The following is a 13,287-nucleotide window of genomic DNA, read 5'->3' on the forward strand; positions in this document are numbered from 1 at the left end:
TTTTCCTCCATTTCTTCATCTATTCTATAAAAGTTTCTGTTTCTTTTAAACCAAACCGTACCGATCGTTCTGCATTTCTGTGATATATCACATAATACCCCATCATACAGACTGCCGTCAGTGCCCAGGTAATCGGATAAGTCACGGTCACTCCCTGCAGGCTGCCCGTGCAGGGCACCAACACCCATAAAAGCAGGGTCCGGATAATACAGATATTCAGCATAACAATGAGCATGGGCTGCTTCACCTTTCCGCAGCCTCGCAGGCTGTCTCCCACCACCTGCAGGATGCAGTAGATAGGATAAAAGGGGAAGGATACCCGGATAATGCTTAAACCTGCCTCAATGACTGCTGCTTCCTTATTGAAAATCCGAAACAGAACCGCTCCGCCCCGCAGGGCTGCCGCACTGGTAAGCCCAGCCACAAGCATACTGAGCGCCAGACAAATTCCGGTTCCCTTCCGAATCCGGCTGTAATCCTCCGCTCCCTTACATTGTCCGGAAAATGCCATAATCGACTGTCCAAAGGCTACGATTGGCAGATAGATAATCAATTCCACCTTAAAATACGCAGTAAATGCTGCAATGGAATCTTCTCCAAAAGAATTAATAAAATACTGGGCAATCACGTTGGACAGGGTAATCACCAGGGATTGGCATCCGGCCGGGACGCCGATCCGAATCACTTCTTTTAAAATAGACGCTTCAAATCGGATCTCCCTTCCATGCAGCCGATAAGGAGCTGGAAGCCGGCTCAGATTATAAAGTGTAATCGCAGCCGCCACACTTTGTGAAAAAAGCGTAGCCCAGGCTACTCCGCAGACGCCATCATGAAATACACGGATAAACAGATAATCCATTCCCACATTTACAAGGCCGCCCGCAAATTGGGCCGCCAGCGGCGAACGGGAATCCCCCAAGGCGCGCAGTACTCCGGAGCCGATATTATATAGAAAAAGCACCGGAAACGACAGCATATAGATCTGAAGATAGCTGACTGCACCTGCCTGCAGCTCCCATGGCGTATTTATCAAGCGAAGATATAACGGAGCAAATACAACCCCCAACAGCATAAACAGCAAGCCTCCCGCCAGACAGAGAGCTACCGCATTGTGAACGGCTTTTTTCAGTTTTTCTTCATCTCTGGCACCATAAATCTGGGACACCACGACGCCGGATCCCACCGACATTCCTCCAAAGAAGCCCACCAGGCAGGTAATCAGAAGACTGCTGGCTCCAATGGATGCGGTTGCGGATTTTCCCAGAAAGTTACCGGCATAAATTAAATCCACGGTATTATAAAGCTGCTGTACCAGGCTGCTTAAAAGCATGGGAATTGCAAACAGAATCAATTCTTTCCCGATATTTCCTTTTGTCAAATCACGAACTTTTGCCATTTTTCACCTCATCCTGCGAAAAAAACAGTGGCTGCGAAACGGCCTACGCCATATCACAGCCACTGTTTATTATAATCATCCCTGTTCTTTTCCTACAAGCCCGGTAGGGGGTTCTAAATAATGCCAGATTTTCCTGCAAATCCATTACTTAACGGAATCCATTTTCCGAAACTTACATTTTTTTTGCAAGTGCCGCTCTGACAGAACCTTTTGGATCTTTCACCAGCAAAACAATCAGCCATACAATCAACCCCAGAGCTATCACTGAAAATCCCAGGAAACTGTCATTCAGCATGTCTGCAGGTGCCGGTGCAAAATATTCGGCTCCCAGCTCCATGTATTCAAAAATGGCATCTCCCAGCCACATCAGAGCTGCGCCCCAATACATAAAGCAGAGGATACCAAGCTTCATGCTGTCATCCTTACGGTTGTACCATTTTACTGTACAGATGATAGTAGCAAATACTGTAATCAGCAATGTCATTTCTATGTTCCTCCTTTTTATGCTGCCATTCCCCTCATATGGGATACCCGCTTCACCATCACATCCACCGCACAGACCATCATACCCCATGCTGCTGTCACAAGCACTGCCATGGTGACACCTACTGTAGACATCTCATGCAGCATTTCTGCCGTATCACCCGGGTCTGCCATCGCTGTCAGGAAGGGGAAGAACGGAACAACCTCTCCATGCCAGATATGCTCAAAACACAAAAGCAATGCACCACCCCATAACAGATAGGAAAGCCATTTCAGTTTTCTGCTCCAGGGAATCTCAGTCAGATTTTCTTCTGTGTTCAGTGGAACTGCACCTGCTACCTCTACGTGTCCAACGTTCTTCTGCTCCGATGCTTTTGACACATGCGCAGCAACTGTTACTACTACTGCCTCTGCGGCTGTTACCAGAAAACATGCCATAATCAATACCCTCCTTTAGATTTGTTGTTTCCTTTTTCCTATATTATAGCTCCCTGTTTTTCCCAGGCAAGCCCGGTAGGGGGTTCTGTGCAATGCTTCTTTTTCATGCTTACGGATTCCATTACAGAATATATTTTCGCCACAGTTTTTCCAGGCACCAGCCCAGGGTCACCGCCTCCACGTCTTCCGCAGCCTCCACCATATAGACCTTCACCACCTGGCCGTCCAGCAGATAGCGGACACTGCCCAGAAGCGTCCCCGGCTCCACCGGAGCGGTTACCTCCTGGGAAATATGGGTTTCCACCTGCACCTGCTCGCCTTCCGAGAGTAGAAGCTTCAGATCAGGTTCCTCCGACGAAAGACGAAGCCGGATCCGGGCCTCTTCCTCCAGATTTTCTCTGTCCGGAATCCCGTTCTTCACCGGAAGCTCCGGAAGCTTCGGTTCCTGCCACACATTCCGGTAGGTAAAGTGCTCCAGCCCGTAGTTCATGAGCTTCCGGGTATCGCTCCATTTGTAGCTGCGGTTGTTGGGCCAGCCGCAGGCCAGAAGAGCCACGATAAAGGTCCGTTTCTCCTGCCGCAGAGCCCCCACATAGCAGTACCCCGCATTCCCCGTAAAGCCGGTCTTGCCGGTCAGAGCGCCTTCCATCATATGCAGAAACGCATTCTTATTGCCCACGGTAAAGGTTCTTACGCCCTCCACATCGCTGAAGCTATACGCGTTTGTCCGGGTAATTTTTAAGAACTCTTCCTTTTTCGGAGACTGCATAATGCAATAACGCAAAATCCGGGCCAGATCCGCAGCCGTGGTCGAATGAACGCCTGTGTCATCCTCCGCATCCAGCCCATTGGGCGTAATAAAGTACGTGGCGTAACACCCAATATCCCGGGTCTTGGCATTCATGAGGGCCGCGAAGCCCGGAACGGTTCCACCCACATGCTCCGCAATCGCCACCGCGCTGTCATTATGCGACTCCAGCATCATGGAATAGAGAAGATCTCCCAAGCGATAATGCTCCCCCGCCCGCAGATGAAGCTGCACGTCCGGCATAGATGCGGCATAATCCGAGATCATAACAATATCGTCCGGATTCGCATTCTCCAACGCCAAAATCAGGGTCATGATCTTGGTGGTGCTGGCCATGGGACGCTGTTCCTCCGCGTTTTTTGCATACAAAATACGCCCGGTATCGGCATCCATCAGGACGGCCGACTGGGCGTATAGGGCAAGGGAGTCGTCGCCTGACGCGGCCCCGGCCTCTACAGGCAGCACAATGACAATGAGATGCAGGAACAGGAGTATAGAAAGCAAAGCGGCCAGAAATTTTTTCATAATCAGGGGACATCCCAGGGTATATTTTCATTTTATATTTATTCTCGGAGAGGGCGTTTTATTCGGATGGATAAAAATACCCTCCTTACTGGTTGTCCAGTAAAGAGGGTACATATCACTTGCCGGAAGGGATTTTGTCAAGAACTTAATTCTCCAGAGCCTGATAGCTTTTTGACAGGAACATGATGTACATGATACCTGCCACCAGACTCAGGATCACGGTAACGACACTGCCTGCGACCGCCAGCACTGTTCCCAAAACAGGAATCACGGCAAGAATCGTCAGAACGATATCCGCCACATAGCATCCCAGGTTAATTTTCCATACAGACCGTCCCTTATCTGCCACAACCCGCTGGTTCAGCTGATCCATCACCTCTGCCACCGACAGGCAGACCGCCCGGACAACCAGAAGCGCCAGAATATCATTTACAACAGAAAAAACCGTAGCAAAGACTCCCGTGCCAGCCAGATTACCGATTACACTCACGACCATCTGTACAATGGTAAGTGTAAAGGCTGTTTTGCAGCCTTCAATGTCTTTTCCTGCGCTGTTCAGTCCGATCAGGGACATAATTGTAAATACAAATACTCCGATCAGTCCGATTACTCCGATGAACGGAATCATCATAAGTACCACGCAGATAATAGAACCCACCTGAGCTGTGAACATTTTTTTGAGGCCGGATGCTGCATTTTCGTAACCATACATGGATAACTCCCCCTTTTTGTCATTTGATTTGAGTATATCACTTTTTTCGATTCTTTTCTACAAGATTTTGTTATAAGACAGATGAAAGCGCTGCGAAAAAATTTTTTCACCGCGCTTTCTGACTTTGGTAATTGTGTTATTTCTTGCGCTTCGCCGGAGCGCCGCCTCCGCAGCTTCCGCTGCAGCTACAGCCTGCGCAGCCCATGCTGCAGGTAGTTCCGCAGGTCTTCTTGTTGTGGATCAGAGTTCTGATACAGAATACTGCGATGATGGCCACGATTGCTACTACGATAATGTCTGCTAACATCCTCATGCACCTTCTTTCAAGCTTCCGATTCGATACATATTTCTCCGATCAATGACTCCGGCTTCTTCCAGGGTCTTGATCATACGATATACCGTGGCAATGCCGACGGTCTGATCTTTTTCTCTTACCTGATAATAGATTTCTTTGCAGCAGGAACAGTCATTCTCCAGGATGGTGCTGATAATCAGCTTCCTCTGTTTGGTGATACGAAATCCGCGCTCCCGCAGGCGTCCAAGAATCATCTCCTGACTCATATTCTTCCATTCCTCTCCTGACATTTTATCTCCTATCCTATGTGGTTTCAAGAAATTTTTGAATAAGGTTTATTGAGAATAACTCTCAATTTCTTTTTTCTAGTTCCTATTAAAGCACACTCAGAACAGTTTGTCAATACTAATTGTTTGTTTTAACTAACTCCTTAATATAGTAGAAGGGTCCTTTCGGACCCTCCGTTTTTAGGATTTTATACCAGCTTTTTCGCAAGCTCTGCAAGGTTCGCCTGGTCGTCGTCGCCCGGCTCGTTGTTGGCGATTACGGTACCGACTACTTCTGCTCCGGCTTCTTTCATGCGCTCTTCCCATTTGCGCATCCACTCACCGTCGCCCCAGTCATAGGAACCGAACAGCGCCACTTTTTTGCCTGCCGCGAATTTCTCCACTTCCTCTACAAACGGCTCCATCTCGCCCTCGTCCAACTCCTCATCGCCCATGGCAGACGCGCCCAGAGCAAAGACGGTTTCGCCTTCCAGGTCTGTCGGAGATACGGTGGATACTTCGCTTACTTCCGCGCTTCCCCCGGCATTCTTGATTTCTTCAGCCAGCATTTCTGCCATTCTCTCTGTGTTTCCTGTGCTGCTCCAATATACTACTTTCATGATGCTCCTCCTGATTTTTCTTTTCTTATTTATTTATAAACATTTATAAAAAGCTGTTTTACAGCCCTTTATTCCTTTTTTATGCTACTGTCTGTGCCGCGCAGCATTCGCGAAAGCTAAAGCCTGCCGCCAGCATGGTGGTCAGCGCCATTTTCAGCTCGTCGTAGAGACGGAAGGCCGCCCGGGCCTGTTCCACGTCGCCATAGACCTTCCAGTATCCGCTTTCCAGAGCGTCCTTGCCCTGATGCTCGATGAAGCCTTCGATATCGGCCAGCGGATATTCCAGGAACAGACCGATCTCATGGGGAAATGGATTTCCATGCTTCTGATAGCTTTCGTAGCGTTCCGCCAGCAGACTCAGCTGCTCCTCCATTGTCCGGCCGGCATAGCCGTGTTCCTTCAGAAAGCTCTGATGTCCTTCTCTTTGCAGATACCGTTCCAGACGCTCTCTGTCGTAAAAGAGGATATGGCAGTATTTTCTGCAGCCGCAAAGCTGTACCCAGGAAATTTTGCTGTCCGCAAGCACCTCCGGCAGCGCATCCATCAGTTCCCGTCTCGCCGCTACCAGATTGGCTGTCTTACGATGACAGAACACCGGCGCGCAATGATTGGCCAGAAGCCTTTCCAGCTCACATTCCGCCCCTGCCATTAGCAGTAGCTCCCGAGAATCTCTTCCAGCGCCGCCTGGCTGCTGGTATGGCAGCGAACGACTTCGATGTTGTTCTTCTTGGCTTCCTCCAGGGCACATTTGACCATCTTGTGGGATACGGTGTTCGTAAACAGTACGAACAGATCCGGTCTGCCCACCTGCTTTTTCAGGTCGCCTGTCATCTGGGTGAATACCTTTGCCTTACATTTATGCGCCTTGCAGATGTCATGGTACTGGCGCACCATCCGGTCGTGTCCCCCGATTATCACTATACTCATACGCATGCCCTCTCTTTCCTGCTGTAAAAATGTCCTGACGCGCACTGGTTAGTTCTCGCTAACTGCTCGCCTTTTAAAAAGAATCCATTTTTCAGGATTCCCATATGTTGGTTTTGTTATGTACTCAAAATGGCTTCTGTCTGTCCGTTTTAAATGGTTTTTTTGGTTAGTTCTTCCTAACTCATGTATTTATCCTATCATACTTATAGGGATAGCGCAAGAGGATTCGTTGATACTAATTCTCAATAAGGTATCATTTACATGTTTTTATTGAAAAATCATACCAACAACGCCCGCTTTCAGCATAGGAAAGAATGTGCCACTGCGCCGAGTGCGCTCCCCCGGAGGGGCTTCTTGCTCTATAGGAATCATAGCTTTCGCACTTCGACGTAACATAGTGTTTTCGATAGAGTAAAAAGAGCGCATCCCCGCAGGAAATGCGCTCTGTCTCTGTTCCTCTGTTTTTAGATGGCCGGTGCGTGCTCCAGCAGATATTTCTCTGCTTCCGCGTTCCACAGACCGTTGGTCTTCGCCACGATCTTCGCCAGCTCCGCGAACATCGGATCTTCCTTGCCCTTCTCTTCAAAGTCTGCGATAGCAGTCAGGGGCAGGGAAATATGGGTGTAAATCAGTTTCTTTCCGCCCGGTACCTTCGGCAGGTTCAGAGTGGTCTCTCTTGCCACGTTCAGGCCGCCAATGTGGGTTACCAGAATCGCCGGATCCAGCTTGCCCTGGCCAATCATAGACAGACACTCCTTCATATCGTCTGTATTGCCGCCGGAGGTTCCTACTACATGGGTTCCTGCGTAATGGACATTGTAGAAGTTGAACGGCGCGGAGAATGCCGGATTGGAGGGACCTGCGAAGAAGTTCAGGCAGCCGTCCTGTGCCAGAATGCTGTCAGCCAGCTCTACTACCGGAGCTACCGGAGCGAATACCAGCACATCGTTGAAGCCTTCGCCGTCTGTGAAGTCCATCATAAACTTATGGGCGTCCTCTACCTTACCTGTGTTGGCATATACCAGCTTGATACCCTTCTTGGCAGCCTCTTCCGGCGGAAGCACCTGAGCCGCACGGGTCAGTCTCGCGTCGTCGATGTCGGTAACTACTAAGAGAGACGGACATCTGTCACAATGTGTAATGTAGTCGATAGCAGCCAGTCCCATGGGACCTACACCTGCCAGAATTGCCATTTTGCCGCCCTCTACGATACCCATGTCATGCTCGTATTTTCCTCTGGTGGCATGGTACATGGCATGGAAGGTTCCTGCTACGCAGGACAGGGGCTCGGTCAGGGAGCCGCCGAAGAAATTGTCACTGTCAAAATGAAGCAGACATCCCATTTCCATAACTTCATTCGGAATAATAATATAGGTAGCGTCGCCGCCGATGTACTCATAGGAGTATCCCGGAGCTGCCAGGCTGCCCTTGTAGTTCAGAGCCGGCTGGATGGAGAATTTCTCACCCTCCTTGAACTCATGTGCCCATTTTGCTCCTACCTTTACCAGGTCACCGCAGAACTCATGGCCGATGATAACCGGATGCTCTTTGATATTTTCCGGAACACGCTTATGATCCTCGCCCTGCATGGCTGCCTTGTAGGAGGACATGCAGATGCTGTCGGATACGACTCTTGCCAGGATCTCGTCGTCCTTGATCTCCGGAAGCTCATATTCGTCCAGACGTAAATCCTCTTTTCCGTAAAGTCTCAGTGCTTTTGCTTTCATAGTTCTTCTCCTTTTATGATATCTATAAGGTTAATCTACTTTCTCACGCTCGATTAACTTCCAGGTGGCGTCTACCAGGTGCTTGAACTGCGGATCCTCCAACTGCTTGCAAATCATACTCTGGCGGGAGGAATTCACGTCCTCGCCGGAAATCTCCATCATGCCATAATTGCGGCAGAGCTTCTGCAGTCTGGTCATCTGCTCCTTCGTATTGCGGGCCGGCATGTAAGTGACGCCGTGTACGCCCTCTTCCTTCAGCATTTCAAACAACTCATCCAGGAAATCATCCTCGAATTTAGCCGCCTTCTTGTCGCCTGTCACAGAATTCGTCACATCGCCCAGGTAGGGATAGCAGAGAATCGCGCCCACCTCGTCGGCCAGCTTTACCAGATCTGCAAAAGGCATGCATTCATCGGTAGCCGGTACATAGATCTTGGACACCAGTTCTGCTTTCATCACGCCCAGCAGGTCGTAAATCAGATGCGGGTTCTCCGGATCCGACAGCCGTGCTTTTGCAGTGTCATTTAATGCGACGCCCAGCTCCTGCTCCACAAAGTCCGCACAGCCTCCCCGGGGTGCTTTGTCCAGAATCTTCTGACTTAAGGCGCAGAGCACATGGCGCTCGGTGATGGAACCGCCGTTCTGATACTGGGAAATGGGAACGACGTCCTGATCGAAATCCACTTCGATACCGTAGGGCTTCATCAGCTCATTGATATTCGCCACCATCTTGCGGTTCCGCACATTTCGCTTTTCCCGTAAGGGAGCGAAGACCTCGTCCAGACGCTTGAAGCCCGTCGCCGGGATACTGTGAATGGCCATGTAGCAGATGCCTGCCTGATCCGGGTTATTCAGCTTCCGGCCTGCCATCTTCGTGGCAGACAAGTCTACGCGGCACTCCATGCCACAGGTAGTGCCAATCCCGGCGATCTTGCCCGCTTTCCGGAACTCCACGGCTCCGGCGATACTGTCATGATCCATGATTCCGGCTGTCTGAAGGCCCTCGTCCCGGGCACAGTACACAGCCGCTGTCGGGGAGTACGGGGAAAATGAGTAAATAGTATGTATGTGATTGTTAGCGAACTGAGGCTTTACCTCCGGCTTTTCCTTCTCGCCTCCGATCAGAATGGCCAGATTCGCCAGCCGCTCTTCCGGTGTCGGCGCATTCAGAAGCTTCAAAACCTCCTGCCGCTCCACAAATTTATCCATAAAACCCTCCTGCCTGAAGCTAATTCAGCATAGTCTGACCACCGGTAACCGGGATCGCCTGGCCTGTCTCAAACTGCTGCTCCACTGCATAGAACAGAGCCTTCGCCACATCCTTCGGCGTGCAGCCTCTGTGAATCGGGGACTTGGAAAGATAGTAGTCCTTTACATCCTGTACGGTCTTCGCTCCCGGAACCTTGCCTGCGTTCAGGTACTGTACAAACAGTCCTCTCTCCGGATCGGACCACAGGGGGCCGTCGTAGAAGTTGCCCGGGCAGATGGAATTTACTTTAATATTTGCGGAAACCAGCTCCAGCGCAAAGCTCTGGGTCAGACCAATGCCGCCGAACTTACCGCCTGCGTAAGCGCTGTTGTTCTTGGAGCCTACCAGACCGGACTTAGAATTAATCTGGATAATATCGAACCACTGCTCCGGATCTGCCTCATGCTGCGCCTTCATGATGGCGGACGCGTACTTGGCAGCGTTGAAATATCCGATATAATTTACTTTGGTTACAAACGCGAATGCCGCCGGATCCATATCATCCAGGCTGCCTGCTTTCAGAACGCCTGCATTGGATACAAAAATGTCGATGCCGCCAAAATGCTCTACCGCATCGCAGACCATCTGCTCCATGGAAGCCGGGTCGGATACATCCACCTTCAGACCCACGGCGCGGTCTCCGAATGTCTTGGCCGCTTCCTTCGCCTGATCCACGTTCAGGTCTGCAAGTACGACACTTGCTCCCTCATTATACATCTCTGTGGCAATTCCAAGACCAAAGCCCTGGGCTCCTCCGGTTACCACTGCGATTTTACCAGCCAGACGGCCTGTGGTCGCCGGACGGTTGTGAATGTTTTTCTTGGCATATTCCTTTGCTTCTGCCAGATTCATGATAAATTCCTCCTTTGATGTGTGTGTTTCTTATATTCCTGATTGTTTATCCGCAATTTATGGTTTTATTATAGCATTATTTCAACATAAGTCAATATAAATATAAATAAATCCAACATAAAATCAACACATTTTATTTTTGCATCAAAGAAATTTCATACGAATTCTCCTGTTACCTAAAAACAGACGCTTCCACCACCTTTTATCCGGCTTCTGTGGAAACGTCTGTTTCTTCTTATTATAATAATATCGTAGCTTTTGTCTCTCAAGTGTGTGATTATCCCACGGTTACGTCTGTAATCGTATATCCCAACGGTTCAATTCCCGCATGAAGGGCTTCTGTAATGGCATCTGCAGGCATCTGTTCCGGCAGATAGAAAATAGCCTGGGCTTTCACATGGGAAGCCGACAGCCCTTTGGCCTGCGGAAATTTCTCGCGGATGGCGTCCTTAATGTGAGCTTCGCACATGCCGCACATCATGCCGTCAATACCGACGATGACCTCGGTGAGACCTGCTGTTTTGGCAGAGCGCCGGTGAGGCTTCACACCTGCCTTCGGCTTATCCGGCTTAAAGAAGCTGATGACGATGCGGACCGCTGCCACGGCCAGGACCGCCAGCAAAATCAATACGATTTTATCGGTGCTGTTTACAGGGACATTTGTATTCATAAAAACCACTCTTTCCTATTTTTCCAAAATACCGTATGGGGGTATATTTTTTCGTAAAGGTTACGCCCGCTGTCTCAGACAACGAGCGCTCCCTTATGGCTTATGTTATACTTAGAAATAAACTTTTTATGCGCCTGCCTTAACGCTCTTTCCTTCAACTGCTTTCTTCTTGTTCGGATCCGGACGGAACAGCAGGTACAGCAGAACTGCAAGTACTGCCAGTGCGACAACGGTAAATACGTTGAACGCCACCTCGCCGATAGCCAGACCAACCAGCTGATATACAACCAGTGCTACGCAGTAAGCCATCAGGTTCTGGAACAGGATAGCGAACCAGAAGAATTTCCGGTTGCCCAGCTCCTTCGCCATGGAGGAGATAGCTGCCAGACAGGGTGAATCGAACATATTGAACAGCAGGAAGGATACCGCCGCGATTCCGCTGGGGAAGAATGCAGCGAACGCGTCGTGCATGGATACCTCGTACTCCTCCACCTCAACAGCCAGAGAGGACAGAAGACCCATGGTGGAAACGATACCCTCTTTTGCTACGAAACCGGACAGAGAGGAGGCAACTGCCTGCCAGGTACCGAAGCCCAGCGGAGCAAACAGCGGAGCAAGTACGCCGCCGATCACAGCCAGCAGAGAATCTGCGGAATCTACCAGTCCGAAGCTTCCGTCTACGAAGCCGAAGGAACCAAGGAACCACATCACTGCACAGCAGAGGAACAGGATAGTACCGGCCTTCTTAATGAATGCCCATACACGCTCCCATACGTGAAGCAGTACGCCCTTCAGAGAAGGTACATGGTATGCCGGAAGCTCCATAACGAAGGGAACCGGATCGCCGGCAAACATCTTTGTCTTCTTCAGAATGATACAGCAAACGATAACCATGATGATACCGGCAAAGTACATCACCGGAGCCATCCACCATGCGCCGCCCATCAGGAAGCCTGCAATCAGGGCGATAACCGGCAGCTTCGCGCCACAGGGAATCATGGTTGTGGTCATCATTGTCATACGACGGTCGCTCTCGCTCTCAATGGTTCTGGTACCCATGATACCCGGAACACCGCAGCCGGAGGAAATCAGGAACGGAATGAAGCTCTTTCCTGACAGACCGAAGCGACGGAATACACGGTCCATGATGAACGCCACACGCGCCATGTAACCGCAGTCCTCAAGGATGGACAGGAACAGGAATACGATAGCCATCTGCGGAACGAATCCGATGGGAGCTCCCAGGCCGCCCAGGATACCGTCTACCACCAGAGAGATAACCCAGTCGGAAGCGCCTGCGCCCACCAGCAGAGTCTCAGCGCCGCCCTGCAGCCACTCGCCGAACAGCACGTCATTGGTCCAGTCTGTTACCACGGTACCGATGGTGGATACTGCGATATAGTAAACAAGGAACATAACAACTGCGAAAATCGGCAGAGCCAGAATACGGTTGGTTACGATCTTGTCAATCTTATCAGAAGTAGAAAGCTCACCGGCTTTACGCTTCTTGGAAACGCACTCCTTTACCAGGTCCTGAATGTACAGGTATCTCTGGTTTGTGATGATACTCTCAGCGTCGTCGTCCATCTCCTTCTCGCACTCTTTGATGTGCTCTTCCAGATGAGACTTCAGGTCAGCGGAAAGCTGAATGTGCTCCAGAGCCTTGGAATCGCGCTCGAACACCTTAATGGCGTACCAGCGAAGCTCTACTGCGTCTACCAGCCCCTGAATGGACTCCTCGATATGCGCGATAGCGTGCTCTACGCTGCCGGTAAAGACATGGGGAAGCTCCGTCTGCTTACCCTTCTTCGCTTCCTCGATACACAGCTCTGCCGCCTTCTTGGTAGCGTCGCCCTTCAGCGCGCTGATCTCGATGACCTTGCAGCCCAGCTTCTTCTCAAGCATAGCAATATCGATCTTGTCGCCGTTCTTTCTCACCAGATCCATCATGTTGATGGCGATAACCATCGGCAGACCTACCTCAACCAGCTGTGTGGTCAGGTACAGGTTACGCTCGATGTTCGTGCCGTCGATGATGTTCAGGATGACGTCCGGTTTTTCCTGTACCAGATAGTTTCTGGTTACGACTTCCTCAAGTGTATACGGGCTCAAGGAATAGATACCCGGAAGATCCTGGATGATGACGTCCTTATTTCCTACCAGACGTCCTTCCTTCTTCTCTACCGTTACGCCAGGCCAGTTACCAACGTACTGGTTGCTGCCTGTCAGATTGTTAAACAATGTTGTTTTGCCGCAGTTCGGATTTCCTGCAAGCGCAATTTTAATTGACATGTCTTCCCCTTTTCCTGACCCTTTCAT

Annotated in this window: 15 protein-coding genes; all 15 read right to left on the minus strand. The window is 50.3% G+C overall.

The features are described from left to right. Window positions 1-19: 19 nt before the first annotated feature. Window positions 20-1,396, minus strand: a complete 1,377-nt coding sequence (locus tag WMO29_RS06490) for an MATE family efflux transporter (RefSeq protein WP_349164241.1) — start codon at window positions 1,394-1,396, stop codon at window positions 20-22. Between the two features lie 172 nt (window positions 1,397-1,568). After that, window positions 1,569-1,880: a hypothetical protein gene (locus WMO29_RS06495; RefSeq protein WP_349164242.1), complete on the minus strand. Its 312-nt coding sequence runs from the start codon at window positions 1,878-1,880 to the stop codon at window positions 1,569-1,571. A 17-nt stretch (window positions 1,881-1,897) separates the two neighbouring features. Then, a complete protein-coding gene (locus tag WMO29_RS06500) occupies window positions 1,898-2,317 on the minus strand; it encodes a hypothetical protein (protein WP_349164243.1) in 420 nt (139 codons plus the stop codon). A 121-nt stretch (window positions 2,318-2,438) separates the two neighbouring features. Continuing rightward, a complete protein-coding gene (locus WMO29_RS06505) occupies window positions 2,439-3,650 on the minus strand; it encodes a D-alanyl-D-alanine carboxypeptidase family protein (RefSeq protein WP_349164244.1) in 1,212 nt (403 codons plus the stop codon). A gap of 145 nt (window positions 3,651-3,795) precedes the next feature. Then, entirely contained in the window at window positions 3,796-4,362 is a 567-nt protein-coding gene (locus WMO29_RS06510) for a hypothetical protein (RefSeq protein ID WP_178038657.1), read from the minus strand. A 136-nt stretch (window positions 4,363-4,498) separates the two neighbouring features. Continuing rightward, window positions 4,499-4,669, minus strand: coding sequence for a FeoB-associated Cys-rich membrane protein (locus WMO29_RS06515; RefSeq protein ID WP_158365282.1), 171 nt, complete (start codon window positions 4,667-4,669; stop codon window positions 4,499-4,501). Window positions 4,670-4,671: 2 nt separating this feature from the next. Then, entirely contained in the window at window positions 4,672-4,947 is a 276-nt protein-coding gene (locus WMO29_RS06520) for a Fur family transcriptional regulator (RefSeq protein WP_349164245.1), read from the minus strand. A 185-nt stretch (window positions 4,948-5,132) separates the two neighbouring features. Beyond that, a complete protein-coding gene (locus WMO29_RS06525; protein ID WP_349164246.1) occupies window positions 5,133-5,543 on the minus strand; it encodes a flavodoxin in 411 nt (136 codons plus the stop codon). A 79-nt stretch (window positions 5,544-5,622) separates the two neighbouring features. After that, on the minus strand, window positions 5,623-6,192 hold the full coding sequence (locus tag WMO29_RS06530) for a DUF3793 family protein (RefSeq protein ID WP_349164247.1): 570 nt from the start codon (window positions 6,190-6,192) through the stop codon (window positions 5,623-5,625). Next, window positions 6,192-6,470, minus strand: coding sequence for a DUF2325 domain-containing protein (locus WMO29_RS06535; RefSeq protein WP_178038654.1), 279 nt, complete (start codon window positions 6,468-6,470; stop codon window positions 6,192-6,194). The genes WMO29_RS06530 and WMO29_RS06535 overlap by 1 nt, the downstream gene beginning before the upstream one ends. Before the next feature lie 464 nt (window positions 6,471-6,934). Further along, a complete protein-coding gene (locus tag WMO29_RS06540; protein WP_349164248.1) occupies window positions 6,935-8,197 on the minus strand; it encodes a zinc-binding dehydrogenase in 1,263 nt (420 codons plus the stop codon). A gap of 30 nt (window positions 8,198-8,227) precedes the next feature. Next, complete coding sequence (locus WMO29_RS06545; RefSeq protein ID WP_349164249.1) at window positions 8,228-9,406, minus strand: PHP domain-containing protein; 1,179 nt, start codon at window positions 9,404-9,406, stop codon at window positions 8,228-8,230. A 19-nt stretch (window positions 9,407-9,425) separates the two neighbouring features. Further along, on the minus strand, window positions 9,426-10,298 hold the full coding sequence (locus WMO29_RS06550) for an SDR family NAD(P)-dependent oxidoreductase (protein WP_349164250.1): 873 nt from the start codon (window positions 10,296-10,298) through the stop codon (window positions 9,426-9,428). A gap of 277 nt (window positions 10,299-10,575) precedes the next feature. After that, entirely contained in the window at window positions 10,576-10,968 is a 393-nt protein-coding gene (locus tag WMO29_RS06555) for a hypothetical protein (protein WP_178038650.1), read from the minus strand. Window positions 10,969-11,094: 126 nt separating this feature from the next. Next, window positions 11,095-13,260: a ferrous iron transport protein B gene (feoB, locus tag WMO29_RS06560; protein WP_349164251.1), complete on the minus strand. Its 2,166-nt coding sequence runs from the start codon at window positions 13,258-13,260 to the stop codon at window positions 11,095-11,097. Window positions 13,261-13,287 lie beyond the last annotated feature (27 nt).

The organism is Laedolimicola intestinihominis (genome assembly GCF_040096155.1).
Taxonomy (GTDB): Bacteria; Bacillota; Clostridia; order Lachnospirales; family Lachnospiraceae; genus Laedolimicola; species Laedolimicola intestinihominis.